The 21,173-nt window shown below is 72.6% G+C and carries 19 protein-coding genes; 7 read left to right on the top strand and 12 right to left on the bottom strand.

All coding sequences use genetic code 11. The features are described 5' to 3' along the window. Positions 1 to 6 precede the first annotated feature (6 nt). Genes PV342_RS24020 through PV342_RS23995 form a run of 6 tightly spaced genes read right to left on the bottom strand, consistent with a single transcriptional unit; the run spans position 7 to position 2,383 of the window. Positions 7 to 351 (bottom strand): sodium:proton antiporter, encoded by a 345-nt coding sequence (locus PV342_RS24020; protein WP_386991763.1) that lies wholly within the window; start codon positions 349 to 351, stop codon positions 7 to 9. Beyond that, positions 348 to 1,076: an MnhB domain-containing protein gene (locus PV342_RS24015; protein WP_400807679.1), complete on the bottom strand. Its 729-nt coding sequence runs from the start codon at positions 1,074 to 1,076 to the stop codon at positions 348 to 350. Before PV342_RS24015 ends, PV342_RS24020 begins: the two co-directional genes overlap by 4 nt. Next, complete coding sequence (locus tag PV342_RS24010; RefSeq protein WP_400807676.1) at positions 1,073 to 1,348, bottom strand: Na(+)/H(+) antiporter subunit B; 276 nt, start codon at positions 1,346 to 1,348, stop codon at positions 1,073 to 1,075. Before PV342_RS24010 ends, PV342_RS24015 begins: the two co-directional genes overlap by 4 nt. Next, positions 1,345 to 1,647, bottom strand: coding sequence for a monovalent cation/H(+) antiporter subunit G (locus PV342_RS24005; RefSeq protein ID WP_386991768.1), 303 nt, complete (start codon positions 1,645 to 1,647; stop codon positions 1,345 to 1,347). The genes PV342_RS24010 and PV342_RS24005 overlap by 4 nt, the downstream gene beginning before the upstream one ends. After that, entirely contained in the window at positions 1,644 to 1,922 is a 279-nt protein-coding gene (locus PV342_RS24000) for an MrpF/PhaF family protein (RefSeq protein WP_400807673.1), read from the bottom strand. Before PV342_RS24000 ends, PV342_RS24005 begins: the two co-directional genes overlap by 4 nt. Then, a complete protein-coding gene (locus PV342_RS23995) occupies positions 1,919 to 2,383 on the bottom strand; it encodes a Na+/H+ antiporter subunit E (RefSeq protein ID WP_386991772.1) in 465 nt (154 codons plus the stop codon). The genes PV342_RS24000 and PV342_RS23995 overlap by 4 nt, the downstream gene beginning before the upstream one ends. 232 nt (positions 2,384 to 2,615) lie before the next feature. On the opposite strand from PV342_RS23995, the gene PV342_RS23990 reads away from it, so the two are divergent. Then, the gene (locus PV342_RS23990) at positions 2,616 to 3,371 is read left to right on the top strand and encodes a DUF4097 family beta strand repeat-containing protein (protein ID WP_500318651.1); all 756 of its coding nucleotides are present in this window, start codon (positions 2,616 to 2,618) and stop codon (positions 3,369 to 3,371) included. Positions 3,372 to 3,422: 51 nt separating this feature from the next. Here PV342_RS23990 and PV342_RS23985 read toward each other — a convergent pair whose 3' ends face one another. The 4 genes from PV342_RS23985 to PV342_RS23970 all read right to left on the bottom strand — a co-directional run bounded on the left by PV342_RS23985 (position 3,423) and on the right by PV342_RS23970 (position 7,625). Beyond that, complete coding sequence (locus PV342_RS23985; RefSeq protein ID WP_386991776.1) at positions 3,423 to 4,262, bottom strand: carbohydrate ABC transporter permease; 840 nt, start codon at positions 4,260 to 4,262, stop codon at positions 3,423 to 3,425. After that, positions 4,259 to 5,143 carry a carbohydrate ABC transporter permease gene (locus PV342_RS23980; RefSeq protein WP_400807760.1) on the bottom strand — a complete coding sequence of 295 codons (885 nt, stop codon included), beginning with the start codon at positions 5,141 to 5,143 and terminating at the stop codon, positions 4,259 to 4,261. The genes PV342_RS23985 and PV342_RS23980 overlap by 4 nt, the downstream gene beginning before the upstream one ends. Positions 5,144 to 5,288: 145 nt before the next feature. Beyond that, on the bottom strand, positions 5,289 to 6,563 hold the full coding sequence (locus tag PV342_RS23975) for an ABC transporter substrate-binding protein (protein ID WP_400807668.1): 1,275 nt from the start codon (positions 6,561 to 6,563) through the stop codon (positions 5,289 to 5,291). A gap of 9 nt (positions 6,564 to 6,572) precedes the next feature. Beyond that, the gene (locus PV342_RS23970) at positions 6,573 to 7,625 is read right to left on the bottom strand and encodes a carbohydrate kinase family protein (protein WP_500318650.1); all 1,053 of its coding nucleotides are present in this window, start codon (positions 7,623 to 7,625) and stop codon (positions 6,573 to 6,575) included. Between the two features lie 195 nt (positions 7,626 to 7,820). Here PV342_RS23970 and PV342_RS23965 point away from each other — a divergent pair, with 195 nt between their 5' ends. After that, positions 7,821 to 8,573, top strand: a complete 753-nt coding sequence (locus tag PV342_RS23965; RefSeq protein ID WP_400807666.1) for a DeoR/GlpR family DNA-binding transcription regulator — start codon at positions 7,821 to 7,823, stop codon at positions 8,571 to 8,573. A 13-nt stretch (positions 8,574 to 8,586) separates the two neighbouring features. Here the strand turns inward: PV342_RS23965 and PV342_RS23960 are convergent, their stop codons facing one another. Continuing rightward, positions 8,587 to 9,792, bottom strand: a complete 1,206-nt coding sequence (locus PV342_RS23960; protein ID WP_500318649.1) for an RNA-guided endonuclease InsQ/TnpB family protein — start codon at positions 9,790 to 9,792, stop codon at positions 8,587 to 8,589. 143 nt (positions 9,793 to 9,935) lie between these two features. On the opposite strand from PV342_RS23960, the gene PV342_RS23955 reads away from it, so the two are divergent. The 4 genes from PV342_RS23955 to PV342_RS23940 all read left to right on the top strand — a co-directional run bounded on the left by PV342_RS23955 (position 9,936) and on the right by PV342_RS23940 (position 19,087). Next, on the top strand, positions 9,936 to 11,279 hold the full coding sequence (locus PV342_RS23955; RefSeq protein WP_406262629.1) for a 6-phospho-beta-glucosidase: 1,344 nt from the start codon (positions 9,936 to 9,938) through the stop codon (positions 11,277 to 11,279). A 14-nt stretch (positions 11,280 to 11,293) separates the two neighbouring features. Then, positions 11,294 to 14,413 (top strand): alpha-mannosidase, encoded by a 3,120-nt coding sequence (locus tag PV342_RS23950; protein ID WP_400807658.1) that lies wholly within the window; start codon positions 11,294 to 11,296, stop codon positions 14,411 to 14,413. Positions 14,414 to 14,685: 272 nt separating this feature from the next. Beyond that, entirely contained in the window at positions 14,686 to 17,676 is a 2,991-nt protein-coding gene (locus PV342_RS23945; RefSeq protein WP_500318648.1) for a glycoside hydrolase family 2 TIM barrel-domain containing protein, read from the top strand. Positions 17,677 to 17,809: 133 nt separating this feature from the next. Continuing rightward, complete coding sequence (locus PV342_RS23940; RefSeq protein WP_500318647.1) at positions 17,810 to 19,087, top strand: glycoside hydrolase family 18 protein; 1,278 nt, start codon at positions 17,810 to 17,812, stop codon at positions 19,085 to 19,087. A 66-nt stretch (positions 19,088 to 19,153) separates the two neighbouring features. On the opposite strand, the gene PV342_RS23935 is transcribed toward PV342_RS23940, so the two are convergent. Next, a complete protein-coding gene (locus PV342_RS23935) occupies positions 19,154 to 19,891 on the bottom strand; it encodes a CAP domain-containing protein (RefSeq protein ID WP_396347150.1) in 738 nt (245 codons plus the stop codon). Between the two features lie 446 nt (positions 19,892 to 20,337). On the opposite strand from PV342_RS23935, the gene cobF reads away from it, so the two are divergent. Further along, complete coding sequence (cobF, locus tag PV342_RS23930) at positions 20,338 to 21,105, top strand: precorrin-6A synthase (deacetylating) (protein ID WP_018558612.1); 768 nt, start codon at positions 20,338 to 20,340, stop codon at positions 21,103 to 21,105. Positions 21,106 to 21,173 lie beyond the last annotated feature (68 nt).

The following is a 21,173-nucleotide window of genomic DNA, read 5'->3' as shown; positions in this document are numbered from 1 at the left end:
GCGCCCTCAGCCCTTCAGCCCGGTCAGCGACTCCGGGTCCAGGGTGCCGTGCCGTTTGCGCAACTGGATGACGAGGCTGAGCAGCAGCGCGGTCACCACCGCACCCACCACGACGTCGGTCAGGGCCATCGCCTGGACGACCGGGTCGACGACCGGGGTGCGCACGGAGGTGTCGGAGAAGACGGGGGCGGTCCCGCCGCGCCGGTAGCCGACGGCCAGCAGGAGCACGTACGTCCCGGCCTGGGTGACGCTCAGGCACCCCACGGCCTGGATCAGGTCGCGGCTGGTCACCAGGCCGTACATGCCGGCCAGGAACAGCCAGCCGGCCACGAGGTAGGGGAGCACGCTCACTTGTCCGTCACCTCCACGGCCTGGTCGAGGAAGGAGGCGAGCAGGACGACGACGCCCGAGCCCACCTCCACCCCGACGGCGGCGTTGACCAGCGGCACGAGTCCGCCCGAGGCCAGGTCGCGGAAGGCGCCCAGCGGCAGTGGGTTGGCCAGGTAGGCGCCGGCCACCGCGAGCCCCACCAGGCCCAGCGCCGTGAACGCCGCCGCCGCGAGGGCGTCCGTCACCTCCAGGACGGCCAGCGGGCGCACCCGGCCCAGCACCCGGAAGTCGGCGGCCACGTACGCCAGGTGCAGGCCCGAGGCCAGCACCACGCCCCCCTGGAATCCGCCGCCGGGGCTCAACTGGCCGTGCGCGACGACGTACCAGCCGGTCAGCAGCGCCACCGGCAGCAGCAGCGCGCCCAGCAGCCGGGTGGCCGGCAGCACCGTCCGCGGCGCCGGGACCACCTTGCGCTCGTCGCGGGCCAGTCGCAGCAGCACCGTGGCCCCCAGGACCGCCGCGAACAGCACCGACTCCTCGCCGAGGGTGTCGAAGGCCCGCTGGTCGAAGTTGACGGAGGAGACCGCGTTCGCCGTGTGCCGGGTCAGCGCCGCGGCGACCGCGCGCTCCCCGTAGGGATGGACGTCACCGCCGAACGGAGGCAGTTCGGCACAGGCCAGCACCCAGCCCGCGAACAGCACCGCGGCGGCGACGGCGAACAGCCGGATCCGCGTGCCGCGCCTCATCCGCGGTCCCTCCGGGGCCGCCCGGCCGCGGGCCCGCGCCGGACCCTGCGGACGGTGAGCAGGATCAGCAGCGGCGTCAGCACCGAGCCGACGGCCAGCTGCGACAGCGCCACGTCCGGCGCCTGGAACACGGTGAACAGCAGCGCGAGTGCCAGGCCCAGGAAGGCCAGCACGACCGACTGCCGTACCGGGTCGCGGGTCAGCACGGCCGCGGTGGCGGTCACCGCCACCAGCAGCAGCGCGACCACCACCAGCACATCGGTGCCCGTCACGCGGTGGGTCCCCTTCGCTCGTCCATGCGTACGGTCAGCCGCCCGAGTGCCATCGTGGTCACGGTGCCGCCGGCGGCCAGCAGGAGTCCGACGAACAGCAGCTTCAGGGCGGCGCGTCCCGGTCCCGTCTCCACCGCGAGCGCCAGCGCCACCAGCGGTGCGCCGAGCGCGCCGGCGGGCGAGAGGGCGTGCAGCCGGCGGTAGGGGCCGGGCAGCAGGACCAGCGCCGCCGCCGACAGCACGAGCACGGCGCAGCCCGCGGCCAGCAGCGCCAGCGCGATCACATGACGGGCCGTCATGTCGCTGCGCCACCGCCCTCGTGCGGCTCCCCGGCCAGGAAGCGGGTGAACACCAGCGTCCCCACCGGGCCCAGCACGGCGAGCACCAGCGCGAGGTCGGTGTAGGAGGAACGCCCGAACCCCTGGGCCAGCAGCAGGAGGACCACCGCGACCAGCGTCGTCGCCAGGCTCGTGCCGGCCAGCCGGACGTGCGCCGGCCCGCGCAGCGCCAGCCAGGCGCACGGCCCGAGCCCGGCGGTCATGAGTGCGCCGGCCGCGATCAGCCAGGCGTTCATCCCCGCACCTCCTCGGCGCCCAGCGCCCGTTCCATCGCCGACGCGCCGGCACCCAGCCGGTGCACCGTGACGACGCGTTCGCCGCTGTCGTCGACGTCCACCACGAGGGTGCCCGGGGTGGCGGACAGCATCGCCGTCGCCCATCCCGCCCCGACACCCCGGGGCAGGCGCAGCGTGTGGAGGCCGCCCCGGTGGGCCCGACCTCCGAAGGCCGCGACGGCCAGCCGCCAGGTCTCCGCGAGCACCGCGCCCGGCCAGGCGCGCGCCGCCCGGGCGGCGTACCGGGCACCGCCCGGCGTCGCGCCCGAAGCCCTGCGCACCGTGCGCGCGGCGATGCCCGCCGACAGCGCGCCGGCCGCGCCGACGGCGACCTCCAGCGGCGTGACGGGTCCGATCAGCACCACGTACAGGGCGAGCAGCACGAGCAGCCACCCCGCCGTCTCGGCCGCAGTGCGCCCCATCCTGCCCTCCCGGATCCGTCCGCCCCGTCCGCCAGGTCTACCGGCCGCGGCGCCCGGGGCCCGCCCCGCGCGCCGCCCGCGTGGCCGCTGCCACCCGTTCGCCGCACCGCGGTCGAAGCGCGTGTACCCGCGCATCGGCGGGCCAGTCACCCCTTCGGAGGATCGGGAATGCCTCCTTTGCGGCGTTATGCTCCGCATGGGGTGATGGTCGACGACGTACAAGGAGAAGGCAGTGGTGAAGAGTTGGCGCGCGATGGCGGTCGTCCTGGCACTTGCGGCGGCGGGGCTCCTGCCGTCCTGCGACGCGGGCGGCGACGGAGCGCCCGGTGCCGATGCCACCGGGTCCGCCGTCCCCTCGAGTCAGGCGTCATCCGGCGGCGCGACCGACGGGTCCTCCCCGCGCTCCTACGAGATCTCCGGCGCGAAGGCGCTCGACGTGCGCAACGAGAACGGTTCGGTGCGGATCACCGTGGGGAGCGGGCCGATGTCGGTGACCGAGACCCTGGAGTACGGCGCCGTGAAGCCGGCCACCCGCCATCGGGTCGAGGGCGGCACCCTGCGGCTGGTCGGCTCCGGGTGCGGGAACAGCCGGCCGTGCAGGGTCGACTACGTCGTCAGGGTGCCCCCCGCGACGCCCGTCACCGTCAGGGTGGACAACGGGGAGGCCGAGGCGGACGGCGTCACCGGCGCGGTCGACCTCGGCACGGGCAACGGCAGCGTCACCGGCACCGCCCTCGGCGCCCGCCGGGCATCCCTGACGAGCGAGAACGGCACGGTCGAGGCGAGCTTCGAGGCCGCACCGGAGGAGGTCACCGCCACGACCGGGAACGGCATGGTCACCGTCACCGTGCCCCCCGGAACCGCCTACGACGTGCGGGCCCGGACCGGCGTCGGGATGAGGCAGGTCAGCGTGCCGACCGATGCGTCCTCGTCGCGCAGGATCACCGCCACCACCGGGAACGGCATGGTCACGGTGCAGACGGGCTGACCGCCCGCCCGGGGCACCGCGGCGAACGGCGGTGCCCCGTGAGCCGGGCGGTCAGCCCCGGACGGCCCCCTCGGTCGCGCCCGCGATGAAGCCCCGGGCGAAGAGCGCGAAGACCAGCACCAGGGGCGCCGAGGCGAGGAGCACGGCGGCCATCACGACGCTGTAGTCCGTGGAGCGGCCGACGTTGAGCTGGGCCAGGGCGACCTGGAGGGTGATGTGCTCGGGGTTGACCAGGGCGATCAGCGGCCAGACGTAGTCGTTCCAGGCGTTGACGAAGGCGTAGATGCCGAGGAACGCCAGCGCCGGGCGGATCATCGGCAGCACCACGTGCCAGTACTGGCGCAGGAAGCCGCAGCCGTCCATGCGGGCGGCGTCGAGGAGTTCGTCGGGGACGCCCCCGCTGACGTACTGGCGCAGCCAGAAGATGCCGAAGGCGTTGGCCAGCGCGGGCGGGATGAGTGCCTTGAGCGTGCCGAGCCAGCCCAGGTGCATCATGATCAGGTACTGCGGGATGATCGCCAGCTGCAGCGGCAGCATCATGAAGACGAGCAGCACCCCGAAGAGCCACCTGCGCCCGGGGAAGTCGAACTTGGCGAAGGCGAAGGCCGCGATCGAGTCGACGAGGAGCACGAGCACGGTCGAGACGCTCGCGACCGCCAGCGTGTTGAGCATCGAGCCGAAGAAGTCGATGCTGTCGAGCACCGTGCGGACGTTGTCCAGCAGGTGCGGGCCGAAGGAGACCTTCGGCGGCGTGCGGTAGATGTCGCGGGTGGTGTTGGTCGCCATGACGATCGTCCAGTAGAACGGGAAGACCGAGACGAGCACAGCGACGATCAGCACGAGGTGCGCGGTGAGCCCCTTGGGGCGCAGCGACCGTACGGTGCGCGTCATGACTTCCTCCCGCGCTGGACGAGGCGCCAGTTGACGACGACGAGCACGAGGATGAGCACGAAGAACGCCCAGACGATGGCGGCCCCGTAGCCGAAGTCGTTGTTGGAGAACGCCGATTGGTAGAAGTAGAGCAAGGTGGTCAGACCCGCCTGGCCGGGGCCGCCGAGATTGGCGTTGGCCGCGTTGCTTCCGAAGAGGACCTGCGGCTCGGTGAAGCTCTGCAGGCCGTTGACGGTCGAGATGACGACCGTGAACAGGATGATCGGGCGCAGGATCGGGACCGTGATGCGCAGGAAGGTGCGCACCGGACCGGCCCCGTCGATCCGCGCCGCCTCGTAGACCTCGCCGGGGATGGCCTGCATCCCCGCCAGGTAGATGATCATGTTGTACCCGGTCCACTGCCAGGTCATCAGCAGCGCGATGACCAGCTTGACGGTCCACGGGTTGCTCATCCACTGGACCTCGGGCAGGCCGGCCATGTGCAGGATCGCGTTGACCAGGCCGAAGTTGTTGCTGAAGACCGCCCCGAAGAAGATCGCGATGGCCACGATCGAGGTGACGTTCGGCAGGAAGAGCGCGATCCGGTAGAAGGACTTGAAGCGCCGTACGGAGTTGAGCAGCGTGGCCAGAACCAGCGCCCCGAGGAGCGTCGGCACCGTCGACAGCACCCAGATGGCCAGGGTGTTGCGGATCGACAGCCAGAAGACCGGGTCGTCCATCAGGAAGCGGAACTGCTGCAGCCCGACGAACTGCATCTCGCCGATGCCGTCCCAGCGGTGGAAGGCCAGGTAGAGCGAGTAGAACACCGGCCAGAGCATGAAGACGCCGAAGACCAGGTAGAACGGCGAGATCGCCAGGTACTGCCGCCAGAAGGACAGCACCCGGCGCCGGTCGGCCCGGGCCGCCGGCCGGGGCAGGTGGTGCGCGGGCGCGGAGCGGCGCGGACGGAAGCGCGGCCGCCCCGGGCCGCCGCCGGTGGCGTCCACCGTGACGGAACCGGGGCCGGTGGTCGAAGGCGCCGCCATGTCAGCGCACGCCCTGCCGCTGCGCGATCTGCCTGGCCTGGGCCACCGCGTCCTTCCAGGCGTCGTCCGGCTTCTTGCCCTTGGTCTCGACGTTGGTCAGCTCCGTCTTGTACGTCGCCATCAGGGCCGCGTCCGCCGGGGCCTCGTACGCCGCCGGGATCGCCTTGGCGGCCGGCCCGAAGACGTCGATGGTCTTCTGGCCGCCGAAGTACGGATCGCCGGCCGTCATCTGCGGCATCGCGTACGCCGCGGGGGCGGCCGGGAAGATCGCGGCGTCGGCGAAGCCGCGGGCGTCGTTGGCGGGGCTCAGCAGCCAGCTGACGACCTTGAAGGCCTGCTCGGGGTTGCGGCACTGGCGCGGCAGCGCCAGGAACGAGCCGCCGAGGTTGGACGGACCGCCCGGCATCGGGGCCACGCGCCACTTGCCCTTGGAGTCGGGGGCGGCGGAGGAGATGTCCAGGGCGTGCCAGGCGGCGCCGAGTTCGGTCGCCAGCGTGCCCTTGGCGATGGCCGCGTTCCAGCTGTTGTCGTTGATCTTGGCGTCGAGGCCGAGCTCGTACGGCCGCACGGCCAGGTCCCAGGCGGCGCGGATGTGGTCCTGGTCGCCGACGAAGTGGTTGCCGCTGTCGACGAAGCGCTGCGTGCCCTGGCCGACGGCGATGTCGAAGACCGCGCTCGCGCTGTTGATCAGCGACGCCGACGGAACGGCCTTGTGCAGCTCCCGTCCGGCGTCGAACCAGTCGTCCCAGGTTTTGATCTGCGCCGCGACCTGTTCCGGCTCGGAGGGCAGCCCGGCCCGCTCGAAGAAGTCAGCGCGGTAGAACATCGCGGTGGGCCCGATGTCGATCGGGAAGCCGATCTGCCGGCCGTCCTCGCTGCGCGCCAGCTTGGTCTTCCACTCCAGGTACTGCGGGGCCACCTCCTTGAAGCCCAGGTCGTTGAGGTCCAGGAAGCGGTTGGCGTTGGGCAGGAAGGAGGCCATGTCCTCGCCCTTGATGCCGGTGATGTCGGGCACGGACTGGCCGCCGGTCAGCGTCGTGAGCAGCTTCTGCTTGAAGTCGCCGCCTATCTGCGCGGACTTCAGGGTCACTTCGGTGAAGTGCGCCTCGGCGTCCTTGACAACCTTGTCACTCAGCCCGCCGCCCCAGTACCAGAGCGTGAGGTTCTTGCCGTTCCTGGTGCCGCCCGCTCCGCCGCCACCGCACGCGGCGGTGAGGCCGGCGGCCGCGGCGGTGAGCACGGTCGCCTGCAGGAATCGTCTGCGGGAAAGGTCCACGGGGTTCTCCTACTGCTCGGGCTGATCGGCGGGGTGCGGGCCGGCGGCGGTCGTCGCGGCGGCCGGCACGGCGTGGTCGAGGAAGGCGTACGCGGAGCGCAGGTCGTCGTTGCCGGGGGAGTCGCGCACGGACCGCCACCAGCGGTCGACGGCGGCCAGGTCCGGTGCGGCGGCGGCGCCCCCGATCCGCCGCACGGACAGCGCGGCGACGAGGTTGGCGAAGCGCAGCCGGTCGGCGAGCGGCCGGCCGGCCAGGGTGGCGGCGACGAGCCCGGCCCCGAAGACGTCGCCGGCGCCGGTGGTGTCGACGGCGTCCACCGGGAGGCCGGCCACCGACGCGCTCTCGCCCGTCGTGGAGTCCACCGCCAGCGCCCCCCCGGCGCCGTCGGTGACCACGGCGAGCGGCACCAGGTCGGCCAGCCGGGACAGCGCCGCCCGCGGGGTGCCGGTGCGGGTGTAGGCCATCGCCTCCTCGGCGTTGGGCATGAAGGCGTGGCACAGGGCCAGCTGTTCCAGCACCGCCGGGCTCCAGCGCTCCGAGGGGTCCCAGCCGACGTCGGCGAAGACCAGGGTGCCCGCGGAGTGCGCGCGCCCCACCCACTCCAGCGGCTCGGCCCCGATGTGGGCGATCGCGGCCCGGCTGGGCGGCGGTTCGCCGATCATGGCGTCCGGGCCCAGCGGGGGCTCCTGGCCGTGGGTGACCAGCGCCCGGTCGCCGTCGTACGCGAGCGAGACGGTCACCGGGGTCGGCCACCCGGCGAAGCGGCGGGAGCGGGAGAGGTCGACGCCCTCGGTGACGGCCAGCTCGTGCCACAGATGCGTGCCGAGCAGGTCCTCGCCGAACGCCGCGGACAGCGACGTGCGCAGTCCCAGCCTGCGCAGCGCGACCGCGAAGTTGGCGATCCCGCCGGGCGACGTGCCCATGCCCTTGGTCCACACCTCGGCGCCCGGCGTGGGAGCCGAGGGGAGCCCGGTGAAACCCAGGTCGAAGAAGAGCAGACCTGACAGGAAGACATCGGCTGCCTCCTCCCGGGTGCTGCCGGCCTGTACCGACCGCGGCATTGCGACCTACCTCTCCAGGGGCACCGGCGCGGGGCGCCCGGTGCTTCGTGTCCCCCCGGTCCAGGCCCGGACGGGGGGACGCCCCGGCCTGAAGTACGCAAGAGCTTGCATGCTGTGCAGTGGTTTGACAAGGGTCAATCACAAACCTGCTCGACTTTGATTGACTTTGCAGAGAGCCCGGGTAGGGTTCGTGCCATGCTCCCCGACCGACGACATGAGCTGATCCTCCGCGCACTGCGGTCGGACGGCCCCACCTCGGTGACCGTGCTGGCCGAGCGGATCGGCGCCAGCCAGGCCACGATCCGCCGCGACCTCATCCAGCTCGAGGACGAGGGCCTGCTGAAGCGGGTCTACGGCGGCGCGGTCCCGCTGACCGGCGAGGACGATCCGTTCCCGGACGTCGCCGCCGTCCGCGTCGAGGCCAAGGACGCCATCGCCGTCCGCTGCGCCGAGATCATCAAGGACGGCGAGACCGTGCTGCTGGACATCGGGACCACCGCCCTGCGGGTCGCCCGGCACCTGCGCGGCCGCTCGCTCACGGTGATCACCAGCAACCTCGCGGTCTACGAGGAGCTGCAGGACGAGAAGGACGTCCAGCTGGTGCTGCTCGGCGGGGTCGTGCGCCGAGAGTACCGATCCCTGGTCGGCTTCCTCACCGAGGACAACCTGCGCCAGATCCGCGCCGACCGGCTGGTCCTGGGCACCAGCGGCATCCGCCCCAACGGGCAGATACTGGACACGACCGCCGTGGAGGTGCCCGTCAAACGGGCCATGATCGCGGCGAGCGACCAGGTGGTGCTCGCGGCGGACGCCGGGAAGTTCCCCGGCACCGGCATGGCCCGCGTGTGCGGGCCCGAGGACATCGACGTCGTGGTGACCAACGCCCCGGCGGACACGACGACCCGGACCTCGCTGCGCGAGGCGGGGGTGGAGGTGGTCGAAGTTTGACTTGTCCGACCGCCTACAGGCAGTGGATTCCAGCGGTCGCCCGTTGGGTTTCCTGCTTCGTCGCCGACTGCCCCGTCCAGGAGGAGTCCCGTTGAGGTCTTACGTCTGCTCCACAGGCAGCTACCGCCAGTCCGGCGGCCAGGACGTTCCTTGCAGCGTTCACATCGCGGTCATGCGTCGCGCCGCACCCGCACGTCCAGGTCCGGACGTGCGGCGGGATCTTCGCCCTCAGGGCTCCGCATGCGGAACACATCCTGCTGCTGGGGAACCAGCGGTCGACGACGATGAGGTCACGCCCGTACCAGGCGCACTTGTACTCCAGCATGGAGCGCAGTTCCGCCCACGAAGCGTCGGAGATGGCGCGCGCGAGCGTGCCGTTCTTCAGCATGTTGCGGACGGTCAGGTCCTCGATCACGACCGTTTGGTTCTCGCGGACGAGTCGAGTGGTGAGCTTGGGGAGAAAGTCGCGCCTGCGATCGGTGATCCGTGCATGGATCCTGGCCACCTTGCGTCGGCACTTGTCGTGATTGCGGGAACTTCTGGCCTTGCGGGCGAGCTCTCGTTGGGCCCTCGCGAGGCGGGCTCGGTCCCGGCGCTCGTGTCGGGGATTGGGGATCTTCTCTCCCGTGGAGAGGGCGACGAGGGAGGTGATTCCCATGTCGACGCCGACCGAGAGATCAGTGTCGGGTCCCGGGGCAATCGCGTCTTCGCACAGCATGGACACGAACCATCGTCCCGCACGGTCGCGGGACACCGTCACCGTCGTCGGCTCTGCCCCCGCAGGCAGGGGGCGGGACCAGCGAATGTCAAGTGGTGTCGTCATCTTGGCCAGCGTCAGATGACCTTTGCGCCACGTGAACGCGCTGCGGGTGTACTCCGCCGTGGCGCGCGACCGCTTCCGCGTTTTGAGGCGCGGGTACCGCGCCCGCCCGGCGAAGAAGTTCGTGAACGCGGTCTGCAGATGACGCAGTGTCTGCTGGAGGGGGACGGAGGAGACTTCGCACAGGAAGGCGAATTCCTCGGTCTTCTTCCACTCCGTCAGGCGGGTCGAGGACTGGCCGTACGACATGCGGAGCCGTTCGCTGTTCCAAGCGGCGGTACGTTCCTCCAGTGCTTTGTTGTACACGAGGCGGACGCAGCCGAACGTGCGGGACAGCTCTGCAGCCTGCTCGTCCGTGGGGTAGAAGCGGTATTTGAAGGCCCGTTTGACCTGCGTCACGCGACGTATTCCATCAATTCAGCTAGAACGCATGCGATTTGTTGCGCGATCGCAGTAGTGCGCTCCGCCATTTCGCGACTCCGATTCATGGATGCGTTTCCAAGCCCGGTTACAGCCGGGGGCTCCCACGCAAGGAGTTTGCGATGAAGCTCACGATTCTCGGCGGTGGCGGGTTCCGCGTCCCGCTGGTCCACCGCGCCCTGCTGGAGGACCGCGCGGAGGGCCGGGTCACCCACGTGACCCTGCACGACCTCGACCCCGCACGCCTGGACGCCATCGTCCGGGTGCTGCGGCAGCAGGCGCAGGGGTACCCCGACGCGCCAGGGATCACCGTCACCACCGACCTCGACGAGGCGGTCACCGGCGCCGACTTCGTCTTCTCCGCGATCCGCGTCGGCGGCCTCGCCGGACGCGTCGTCGACGAGCGCGTCGCCCTCGACGAGGGTGTCCTCGGCCAGGAGACGGTCGGCCCCGGCGGCATCGCCTACGGGCTGCGCACCATCCCCGTCGCCGTCGACATCGCCCGCCGCATCGCGCGGCTCGCCCCCGACGCCTGGGTCATCAACTTCACCAACCCCGCCGGGATGGTCACCGAGGCCATGTCCCACCACCTCGGCGACCGCGTCATCGGCATCTGCGACTCGCCCGTCGGCCTCGGCAGGAGGGTGGCGCGCGCCCTGGGGGTCGACCCGGACCGCGCCTGGTTCGACTACGCGGGCCTGAACCACCTCGGCTGGCTGCGCGCGGTGCGCGTGGACGGGGTCGACCTGCTCCCGCGCCTGCTGGCCGACGAGACGGCGCTCACCTCCTTCGAGGAGGGCAAGCTCTTCGGCGCCGAATGGCTGCGCACCCTGGGCTCGGTCCCCAACGAGTACCTGAACTACTACTACTCCAACCGCGAGACCGTGGCCGCCGCGCGCGACGCCGAGCACACCCGGGGCGCCTTCCTCCTGGAGCAGCAGCAGCGCTTCTACGAGACGATGCGCGCCCCGGGCACCGAGCCCTTCGCGGCCTGGGACGCCACCCGCCTGGAACGCGAGACGACCTACGGCGCCGACGTGCGCGAGGCCGCGGGAGCCGGCGAACGCGACTCGTGCGACCTGGAGTCCGGCGGCTACGAGAAGGTCGCCCTCGCCCTGATGCGGGCCATCGCCCTCGACGAGCGCACCACGCTGATCCTCAACGTCCGCAACCGCCGCGCCCTGGAGCCGCTCGACGCCGAGGCCGTCGTGGAGGTGCCCTGCCACGTGGACGCCAACGGCGCCCGCCCGATCGTCGGCGATCCGCTGCCCGGCCACGCCGTGGGCCTGGTCAGCTCCGTCAAGGCCGTCGAGCGCGACGTCATCCTGGCCGCCACCACCGGCGAGCGCGCCGCCGCCCTGCGGGCCTTCGCGCTGCACCCGCTCGTCGACTCCGTCGCCGTCGGCCGGCGTCTGCTCGACGGCTACCGCAAGCACGTACCCGAACTCGCCTACCTCCGGGACTGAGGGGACCAGCACCCATGCACGACGACCGCAAGCAGGTCGAGGCGCGCCTCGACCGCGTCCTCGAACAGCGCATCCGCCCGGCGGTGTACGCCGCGTCGGTGCCGCTGACGCTCACCGCGTGGCACGTGGACGGCGAACCCGTACCCGTGGCCGAGGCGTTGGCCGCCGGGTACGAGCCCTTCGCGGTCGGCGACCGCTGGGGCACCCCCTGGTCGACCAGCTGGATACGCGCCCTGGGCACCGTCCCCGAGCAGTGGGCCGGCCGGCGCGTCGAGGCCGTCTTCGACCTCGGCTTCATCGGCGACTGGCCCGGCGGCCAGGCCGAGGCCCTGGTGCACGACGCCTCCGGCACCCCGGTCAAGGGCATCGAACCGCGCAACCAGTACGTGCCCGTCGCGAACCCCGCGGCCGGCGGCGAGCCGGTGGAACTGCTGCTGGAGGCCGCCGCCAACCCCGACATCCTGGCGAAGGGCTTCCTACCGACCCCGCTCGGCGACCGGCTCACCGCGCCCGCGGAACCGCTGTACACGATGGCCCGCGCGGACCTCGCCGTCCTCGACGAGGACGTGTGGCACCTCGTCCTCGACATCGAGGTCGCGGGCGAGCTGATGCGTGAGCTGTCCACGGCCGAGCCGCGCCGCCACGAACTGCTGCGCGCCCTGGAGCGGATGCTCGACGCCCTTGACATCGCGGACGTCGCCGGCACCGCCGCCGCGGCCCGCGCCGAACTCGCCGGGGTGCTGTCCCGGCCCGCCCACGCCAGCGCCCACACGCTGTCCGCGGTCGGCCACGCCCACATCGACAGCGCGTGGCTGTGGCCGCTGCGCGAGACCAAGCGCAAGACCGCCCGCACCTTCTCCAACGTCACCGCGCTCGCCGCCGACTACCCGGAGCTGGTCTTCGCCTGCTCCCAGGCCCAGCAGTACGCCTGGGTCAAGGAGCGCGACCCGGAGGTGTACCGGCGCATGCAGGAGGCGGCGAAGGCCGGCAACTGGGTGCCGGTCGGCGGCATGTGGGTGGAGGCCGACGGCAACCTGCCGGGCGGCGAGGCGATGGCCCGCCAGCTGATCCACGGCAAGCGCTTCTTCGCCGAGGAGTTCGGCGTCGAGTGCCGGGGGGTGTGGCTGCCCGACTCCTTCGGCTACACCGGCGCGTACCCGCAGATCGCCCGGCTGGCCGGGATGGAGTGGTTCCTCACGCAGAAGATCTCGTGGAACCAGACGAACAAGATGCCGCACCACACCTTCTGGTGGGAGGGCATCGACGGCACCCGCATCTTCACGCACTTCCCGCCCGTCGACACCTACAACGCGGTGTTCTCCGGCGAGGAGATGGCCCACGCCGTGCGCAACTACGCCGACAAGGGCGGCGGCACGCGCTCCCTGGTCCCCTTCGGGCACGGCGACGGCGGGGGCGGCCCCACCCGCGAGATGCTGGAGAAGGCCCGGCGCCTGCGCGACCTGGAGGGCTCGGCCAAGGTCGTCGTCCAGGACCCGGACACCTTCTTCCGCGAGGCCCGGGCGGAGTACGAGGACGCCCCGGTGTGGTCCGGCGAGCTCTACCTGGAGCTGCACCGCGCCACCTACACCAGCCAGGCCCGCACCAAGTCCGGCAACCGGCGGGGCGAGCACCTGCTGCGCGAGGCCGAGTTGTGGGCGGCCACGGCCGCGCTGCGCGACCCCTCGTACGCGTACCCGTACGAGGACCTCGACCGGCTGTGGAAGACGGTCCTGCTCCACCAGTTCCACGACATCCTGCCCGGCTCCTCCATCGCCTGGGTGCACCGCGAGGCCGAGGCGACCTACGCCGGCCTGAAGGAGGAGCTGGAGGCGATCACCGCGACCGCCGCAGCGGTGGTGGCCGGCGACCCCGGCACCGGGCCGTCGGCGCCGTGGGTGTTCAACACCTCACCCCGGCCCCGGGCGGAGGTCGTCGCCGTACCGGCGGCGCCGGACGGGGCCGAGGGCCAGCCGCTCGCCGACGGCCGGGTGGCGGTCTTCGCCGAGCTGCCCGCCTCCGGGGCGGGGCCGGTCGTGGCGGCCGAGCCGGGCGGCAAGGTGACCGTCACCGGCCGTGTCCTGGACAACGGGCTGGTCCGCGTCGAACTCGACGACGACGGCCTGCTCACCTCGGTGTTCGACCTGACCGCGGGCCGAGAGGTGCTGGCCCCCGGCGAGCGCGGCAACCTGCTGCGGCTCCACACCGACCTGCCCAACCAGTGGGACGCCTGGGACATCGACCGGCACTACCGGCGGCAGTACACCGACCTGACGTCCGCGGACGCGATCACCGTCGTGGAGGAGGGCCCGCTGGTCGGCGCCATCCGCGTCGAGAGGTCCTTCGGGGGCTCCCGCCTCGCGCAGACCGTACGGCTGCGCGCGGGCAGCCCGCGGATCGACTTCGAGACGGAGATCGACTGGCACGAGAGCGAGAAGATCCTCAAGGCGGCCTTCCCGCTGGACGTGCACGCCGACCGGAGCGCCGCGGAGATCCAGTTCGGGCACGTCTTCCGGCCCACGCACACCAACACCAGCTGGGACGCGGCCCGTTTCGAGGTCTTCTGCCACCGGTGGGTGCACGTAGCGGAGCCCGGGTACGGCGTGGCCGTGCTCAACGACTCCACCTACGGCCACGACGTCACCCGCGCCTCCCGCGAGGACGGCGGCACCACCACGACGCTGCGGCTCAGCCTCGTGCGGGCGCCCCGCGTGCCCGACCCGCACGCCGACCAGGGCACGCACCGGATGACGTACGCGCTGCTGCCCGGCGCGGCCGTGGAGGACGCCGTGGCGGGCGGCTACGAGCTCAACCTGCCGTTGCGTGTCACCGCCGGGACGGCGGGCACCGGGCCGGTCGCGCCCCTGGTGACCCTGGACGGCACGCGGGCCGCGATCGAGGCGGTCAAGCTCGCCGACGACCGGTCCGGCGACGTGGTCGTGCGGCTGTACGAATCGCTGGGCGGGCGCGCCGAGACCACCCTGCGCGCCTCGTTCCCGGTGGAGCGGGTGCGGGTGACCGACCTGCTGGAACGCCCGCTGGAGGGGGAGAGCGCGCAGCTCGGGCCCGACGGAGGCGTCCGGGTGTCCCTGCGGCCTTTCCAGATCCTCACCCTGCGTCTCACACCGCGCGCGTAACCGCCCCACCGCCCGGAACGGTCCGGCCTCCCCCCGCCCGACCGTTCCGGCCGTCGGGGGCGTGCGCACCACGCCCGCCCCCGACGGCGCGCCGCCCGGCCGCCGCCCCGTGCCGTCGCAACTCGTCCTCCCCGGCGCCGTTCGCGCCGCACCGCGGGCCCCGGCCCGCGGCCGCCGGGCCACCCGGGCGACGCCGCCCCGGACCTCGTCGCCACGCGGCCCGCCGTCACCGCGCCCCACCGCGAACCGACCGCTCCCGGGAGGGAACCCCCATGCAGGACCGCCGCCCCGCAAGCGCAGAGCCCGCCGTTCCGATCGACCCGTGGGACGCCCCCGAGCTGACCGGCTGGCGCCGGCTGCCCATGCACGCCGTCGTCCGTCCCGACACGCCGCGCGTACCGCTGGACGGGCGCTGGCGCTTCCAGCTGCTGCCCACCCCGCGCACCCCGCTCGCCGACCGCTGGGCGGAGACGGACGTGCCCGGCTGCTGGACCGTCCAGGACTTCGAGGACGTCCACGGCGTGCGCGACCTGCCGCACTACACCAACGTGACGATGCCCTTCCCCGACCTGCCGCCCTCACCGCCGGCGGGGCGCAACCCGACCGGGGTGTACGAGCGGGTGGCCGTGATACCCGCCGACTGGGCGGGGCGGCGGGTCGTGCTCCACGTCGGGGCCGCCGAGAGCGTGCTGATCGCGCACGTCAACGGCACCGCCGTCGGGGTGGGCAAGGACTCCCACCTCGCCTCGGAGTTCGACGTCACGCACGCGGTGCGCCCGGGGGAGCGCAACACCGTGCGGCTGACGGTCGTCAAGTGGTCCGACGCGACCTTCCTGGAGGATCAGGACCAGTGGTGGCACGGCGGCATCACCCGCTCCGTCCACCTCTACGCCACCGACCCGCTCCACCTGGCGGACGTGGGGATCACGGCCGTGCCCGGCGGCAGCCTCGACGTCGCGGTCACGGTCCGCGGCGGGGCGGGCGCGCTCCCGGCGGGATGGAGCGTGTCGGGGCTGCTCCGCACCCCGGACGGCATCCTGCGGCTCCCCGCCGACGAGGCCTTCGCGCGAGCGAACGTCGCGAGCGAGCGCGTCTCGGACTTCCTGGGAGAGGCCCGTATCCGGGCAACCGTGCCCGGTGTGCGGCCGTGGAGCGCCGAGACGCCGCATCTGTACGACCTGACCGTGCGGTTGCACCGTGCGGACGGCAGCGTGGCCGACGAGTCGTGCCACCGCGTCGGGTTCCGCCGCGTGGAGATCTCCGGGGCCGACCTGCTGGTCAACGGCGTCCGGGTCTACTTCCGCGGGGTCAACCGGCACGACTTCCACCCGCTGACCGGGCGCGTGGTCGACGCCGATGAGATGCGGGCCGACCTGTGCCTGCTCAAGCGGCACGGCTTCAACGCCGTGCGCACCGCGCACTACCCGCCCGACCCCGCGCTGCTCCGCCTCGCCGACGAACTCGGCCTGTACGTCGTGGACGAGGCCGACATCGAGACCCACGACCACGCCCACGAGCTGGCCGACGACCCCCGCTACCTGGGGGCGTTCACCGACCGCGTGGCCCGGATGGTGCTGCGCGACCGCAACCACCCCAGTGTCGTCGTCTGGTCGCTGGGCAACGAGAGCGACCACGGCGCCAACCACGACGCCGCCGCGGGCTGGCTGCGGCGCACCGACCCCACCCGTCCCGTGCAGTACGAGGGCGCGATCAAGGACGCCTGGGAGGAGCCGCAGTCCGCGAGCGACATCATCTGCCCGATGTACGCCTCCATCGAGGAGATCACGGCCGGTCCGCACTCCAAGCCCCTGATCCTGTGCGAGTACTCGCACGCCATGGGCAACAGCAACGGCTCCCTGGCCGACTACTGGCGGGCCATCGAGTCCACCCCCGGTCTGCAGGGCGGCTTCGTCTGGGAGTTCCGGGACCACGGCATCCTCCAGCGGCTCACCGGGGACGGGGCCGGCCGCCCGGCCGGTCCCGGCGCCCCCGCCGACGCGTACGCCGACGGGGTGACGGCCCCCGGCTACCGCTGGGCGTACGGCGGGGACTTCGGCGACACCCCGCACGACGGCGCCTTCTGCGCCGACGGCCTGGTCCTGCCCGACCGGACGCCCAAGCCCGCGATGGCCGAGCACCGTGAGATCGCCGCCCCGCTGCGGCTGGAGCTCACCCCCGACCGCCGCGAGGCGCGGATCGCCAACCGGCAGCACTTCGCCTCTCTGGCGTGGCTGAGCGCGCGGTGGCACATCGGCGACCGCGGTACCGCCCCCGCGCGGCTGCCGGACCTCGCGCCGGGGGAGAGCGCGGTGGTGCCGCTGCCCACCAGCCTGCTGCCGCACGGCGACTCGCACCTGACGCTGCGCGTCACGACGGCGCGGGACCTGCCGTGGGCGCCGCGCGGCACGCTGGTGTGCGCCCCGCAGGTGGTGCTCGCCGAGGACCACCGGGACCTGCTCACCCGGGCGGGCGCCGTGCTCGCCGCGGACGGGGCGGGGGCGGTGCGACTCGACGACGCCGGACTGCTCAGGCATCCGCTGCTCACCGCCCCGCCCGTGCTGACGCTGTGGCGGGCCCCCACCGACAACGACGAGTGGGGCGGCATCGCCGCTCGCTGGCGCGCCTGGGGTCTGCACGCGCTGGAACGCACCCTGGTGTCGGTCGGCCGGGAGGGCGCGAGCGTGGTGGTGCGCTCGGCGTACGCGACGGACGGCGCGGGCACCGTCGGCCACGAGCAGGTCATCACGCCGCTGGCGGACGGGGGCCTGCTCGTCGACGAGACCGCGGTGCTGCCGGAGGCGCTGACCGACCTGCCGCGGGTCGGCACCGTCTTCGAGACCGTGGCGGGGCTCGACACCCTGGAATGGTTCGGGCGGGGCCCCGGCGAGACGTACCCCGACCGGTGCGCGGGCGCGACGGTGGGGCTCCACCGGGCGGACGTGGACGCGCTGTTCACGCCGTACCTGAGGCCGCAGGAGAGCGGCGGACGGCACGACGTGCGGCGCTTCACCCTCACCGGGGCCGCGCCGGGGATCGCCGTCCACCTGGACGTACCGCGCCAGGTGAGCGTCACCCGCCACCGCGCCGCGGAGCTCACGGCCGCCGCCCACCACGACGAACTCGTGCCGCGTGCCACGTGCGTGGTCCACCTGGACGCCGCCCACCGCGGGGTCGGTACCGCCTCCTGCGGCCCCGACACCCTTCCGGCGTACCGGGTGGGCCCGGGCACCCATCGCTGGTCGTGGACGCTGCAGCCGCTCTGACGGGAGGTCACCGGCACGTGAGCAGCGGGGACTTCCGGATTGGTGCAGACCATTGACCTCATTGGTCTAGTCCTTCTAGGGTGTCCCCGCACCCACGCGCGCTCACGACCGCTTCCTCACCAGAGGTGACTCCATGCCCAGACAGCAGGGATCACGGTTCCGCAGAGCCATGGTCGGCCTCGTCGCCGCCGGCACCGCGCTGCTCACCGCGAGCCTGGTCACCGGCCCCGCCGTGGCGCAGCCGGCCCCCGCGGCGGCGTCCCACGGCCACCACGCCCCGCACACCGCGGGAGCCTCGCCGAAAGTCGTCGGCTACTTCATCGACTGGGGCGTCTACGCCCGCGACTACCACGTCAAGAACATCGTCACCTCGGGCGCCGCCTCCCGGCTCACCCACATCAACTACGCCTTCGGCAACGTGACGGACGGAAAGTGCGCCGTCGGCGACCCCTGGGCGGACTACCAGAGGCCCTACGACGCGGCTGGCAGCGTCGACAGCGTCGCCGACGGCACCGAGGAAGGCGCGCTGCACGGCAACTTCAACCAGCTGCGCAAGCTGAAGAAGAAGTACCCGCACCTCAAGATCCTCTGGAGCTTCGGCGGCTGGACCTGGTCGCCCGGCTTCACCGAGGCCGCGGCCGACCCGAAGGCCTTCGCCGACTCCTGCTACGACGTGGTCGAGGACCCGCGCTGGGCCGACGTCTTCGACGGCATCGACCTCGACTGGGAGTACCCCAACGCCTGCGGCATGTCGTGCGACACCAGCGGCCCGAGCGCGTACAAGGACCTGATGGCCGCCGTTCGCCACCGCTTCGGCAAGAAGAACCTGGTCACCGCCGCCATCACGGCCGACGCCTCGGACGGCGGCAAGATCGACGCCGCCGACTACGCGGGCGCGGCGAAGTACGTCGACTGGTACAACCCCATGACCTACGACTACTTCGGCACCTGGTCCGCCACCGGCCCGACCGCCCCCCACTCGCCGCTCACGTCCTACCGCGGCATCCCGGCGAAGGGCGCCAACGCGGCGGCGACCGTCCACAAGCTGCGTGGCCTCGGCATCCCGGCCCGCAAGCTCCTGCTCGGCCTCGGCTTCTACGGCCGCGGCTGGACCGGTGTGACGCGGACGGCGCCCGGCGGCGACGCCACCGGCCCCGCCCCCGGCACCTGGGAGGCGGGCAGCGAGGACTACAAGGTCCTCAAGACCCACTGCCCTGCCACGCGGGTGGTCGCCGGCACCGCGTACGGCCGCTGCGGCGACGAGTGGTGGAGTTACGACACCCCACTCACCCTCCGGGGCAAGGCGGCCTGGGCGAAGTCGCAGGGACTCGGCGGCGCCTTCTTCTGGGAGCTCAGCGGCGACACCGCCGACGGTGAGCTGATCAACGCGCTCGGCCGCGGCCTGCGCTGATCCCACCGCACGCACGTCGTGAGGTCCGGCCGCCACGGGGGCGGCCGGGCCTCACGGCGTTCTGCTTCAGCGCGCGGCGCCGAAGTCCTGCGTCCAGTAGTTGCCGGGCTGCGCCAGCGCGATCCCTATTTCCTTGAAGGAGCAGTCCAGTATGTTCCGCTTGTGGCCGGGGCTGGCCATCCAGGCGCTCATCACACTGGAGGCGGAGGAGTAGCCGTAGGCCACGTTCTCGCCGTAGCGGCTCCAGTCGTAGCCCACCGAGGAGATGCGGTCGGCGGGTGACGAACCGTCGGAGCCGGTGTGCGACATGTTCCGGTGCGAGGCCATGTCCTTGCTGTGGTCCTGCGCGGCCTCGTTCAGCTTGGCGTTGACCTTCAGGGCCGTGCAGCCGGCCTTGGCCCGCTCCTGGTTCACCAGGTCGAGCACGGTGGCCGAGGCTCCCGTCAGCGTGGCGCCCGAACCCGCGGCCGGCGCGGCGGACGGTGCCGAAGAGGGCGCCGACGACGGCGCGGAGGCGGGGGCCGAGGGCGCGGCGGAGGGAGCCCAGGACGGCTTCCCGCCCCCCTGGCCGCCCTTCGTCCACGTCCCGTCGGAGGAGCCGTTCGCGGATCCGTTCCAGGACCCGCCCCACGAGCCGTGGTTCCAGCGGCCCTGGCCCTGCGCCTGGGACTGGGACCCGTCGTGCCGCGGGCCCTGCTGGCCGCCGACACAGGCCATGGCCACCGAGGGCACACCCACGGCGGCGACGGCGAGGGCTGCGACCGTTGTCTTCCGGAAGCGCATCGTCCGGCGGTGCTTCGTCATTGCGTGACCTCACTCGAAGGTTCGGTGTGCGTGTTCACGACCCGCCTGACTGCCATGACGGCTGGCGGGCCCGCCCATTGTGTGGACCGTCCCGAACATCGGGCAATGAAAGATCGGTACTACGCGGACTCGTAGCCGCGACGGCTCTTGCGCCCGGCGGGTGGGCGTGCCGCGCCTTCGTGTCCCTGTCCCGGACAAGACCTGATGGACCCTCAGTTCGCTGTCCCCGCCCCGGAAGCAGCCCGTGACGCCGAACGGATCGGAGGCCGTCGCCCCCCTGTGCGAATAATGTCCCATTCCGTTCCGGATAGAGGTTATATGCCGCGTGGGAGCCGGCTACTAAGTCGCACCGTAACCACCCAATCCAGCGTGAGGGACCTCACAGGGCCTCCCGGGAACAGTGCCGCGGTGGCCGTCACGGAGGCACCGCAGGGCACAATCACCGCATGCGACACATCCTCGTCATCGGCATCGGCGCGGGCGATCCCGAACACCTCACCCTTCAGGCGGTCAAGGCGATCGGCCGTACGGACGTCTTCCTCGTCCTCGGCAAACCGGAGGAGCGCCAGGACCTGATCCGTCTGCGCCGCCGGATGCTCGACGAGCACGCCCGCCCCGGCCACCGCCTCGTCGAGGTCCCCGACGCCGAGCGCGACCGCGGCGCACCCGGCTACGCGGAGGCCGTCGAGGACTGGCGCCGCCGCCGCGCCGACCTGGTGGCGGGCCTCCTCGACGCCCACCTCGGCCCCGGTGAGACCGGCGCCTTCCTGGTCTGGGGCGACCCCTCCCTGTACGACAGCGTGATCGCCGTCGTCGAGGAGGTGCTCGCCCGCCGGCCCGGCTCCTTCACCCACGAGGTCGTACCGGGCATCAGCAGCGTCGCCGCCCTCGCCGCCCGCCACCGCCTGACCCTCACCCGGGTCGGCCGCCCGCTGCAGATCACCACCGGACGCCGCCTCGCCGAGGGCTTTCCCGAGGACGCCGACGACGTGGTCGTGATGCTCGACGGCCGCGCCGCCTTCGCCGGGATCGACCCCGAGGGCCTCGACATCCACTACGGCGCCTACCTCGGTACCGAGGACGAGATCCTCCTGTCCGGACCGCTCGCCGAGACCTCCGAACGCATCCTCCGCGCCCGTACCGAGGCCCGGGAGCGCAAGGGCTGGATCATGGACACCTATCTGCTGCGCCGCCGCACCGACGAGCCGGGCTGAACCACGCGCAGCGCGCGGCGTACGGTCCTGCGATACGGACGTATCAGCCCTTACTGTGACATCCGGTA

Source organism: Streptomyces sp. PA03-3a (genome assembly GCF_033792735.1).
In the GTDB taxonomy this organism is placed as follows: Bacteria; Actinomycetota; Actinomycetes; order Streptomycetales; family Streptomycetaceae; genus Actinacidiphila.
This window is presented reverse-complemented; position numbering and strand designations above follow the sequence as displayed.

What these genes read in the sequence shown, in the direction of transcription:
- PV342_RS23985 (WP_386991776.1), bottom strand. Translation starts at nt 4,262, where the DNA reads ATGACGCGCACCGTACGGTCGCTGCGCCCCAAGGGGCTCACCGCGCAC.
- cobF (WP_018558612.1), top strand. Translation starts at nt 20,338, where the DNA reads ATGCGACACATCCTCGTCATCGGCATCGGCGCGGGCGATCCCGAACAC.
- PV342_RS23935 (WP_396347150.1), bottom strand. Translation starts at nt 19,891, where the DNA reads ATGACGAAGCACCGCCGGACGATGCGCTTCCGGAAGACAACGGTCGCA.
- PV342_RS23945 (WP_500318648.1), top strand. Translation starts at nt 14,686, where the DNA reads ATGCAGGACCGCCGCCCCGCAAGCGCAGAGCCCGCCGTTCCGATCGAC.
- PV342_RS24015 (WP_400807679.1), bottom strand. Translation starts at nt 1,076, where the DNA reads ATGAGGCGCGGCACGCGGATCCGGCTGTTCGCCGTCGCCGCCGCGGTG.
- PV342_RS23970 (WP_500318650.1), bottom strand. Translation starts at nt 7,625, where the DNA reads ATGCCGCGGTCGGTACAGGCCGGCAGCACCCGGGAGGAGGCAGCCGAT.
- PV342_RS23940 (WP_500318647.1), top strand. Translation starts at nt 17,810, where the DNA reads ATGCCCAGACAGCAGGGATCACGGTTCCGCAGAGCCATGGTCGGCCTC.
- PV342_RS24005 (WP_386991768.1), bottom strand. Translation starts at nt 1,647, where the DNA reads ATGACGGCCCGTCATGTGATCGCGCTGGCGCTGCTGGCCGCGGGCTGC.
- PV342_RS23995 (WP_386991772.1), bottom strand. Translation starts at nt 2,383, where the DNA reads ATGGGGCGCACTGCGGCCGAGACGGCGGGGTGGCTGCTCGTGCTGCTC.
- PV342_RS23950 (WP_400807658.1), top strand. Translation starts at nt 11,294, where the DNA reads ATGCACGACGACCGCAAGCAGGTCGAGGCGCGCCTCGACCGCGTCCTC.
- PV342_RS23955 (WP_406262629.1), top strand. Translation starts at nt 9,936, where the DNA reads ATGAAGCTCACGATTCTCGGCGGTGGCGGGTTCCGCGTCCCGCTGGTC.
- PV342_RS23965 (WP_400807666.1), top strand. Translation starts at nt 7,821, where the DNA reads ATGCTCCCCGACCGACGACATGAGCTGATCCTCCGCGCACTGCGGTCG.
- PV342_RS24000 (WP_400807673.1), bottom strand. Translation starts at nt 1,922, where the DNA reads ATGAACGCCTGGCTGATCGCGGCCGGCGCACTCATGACCGCCGGGCTC.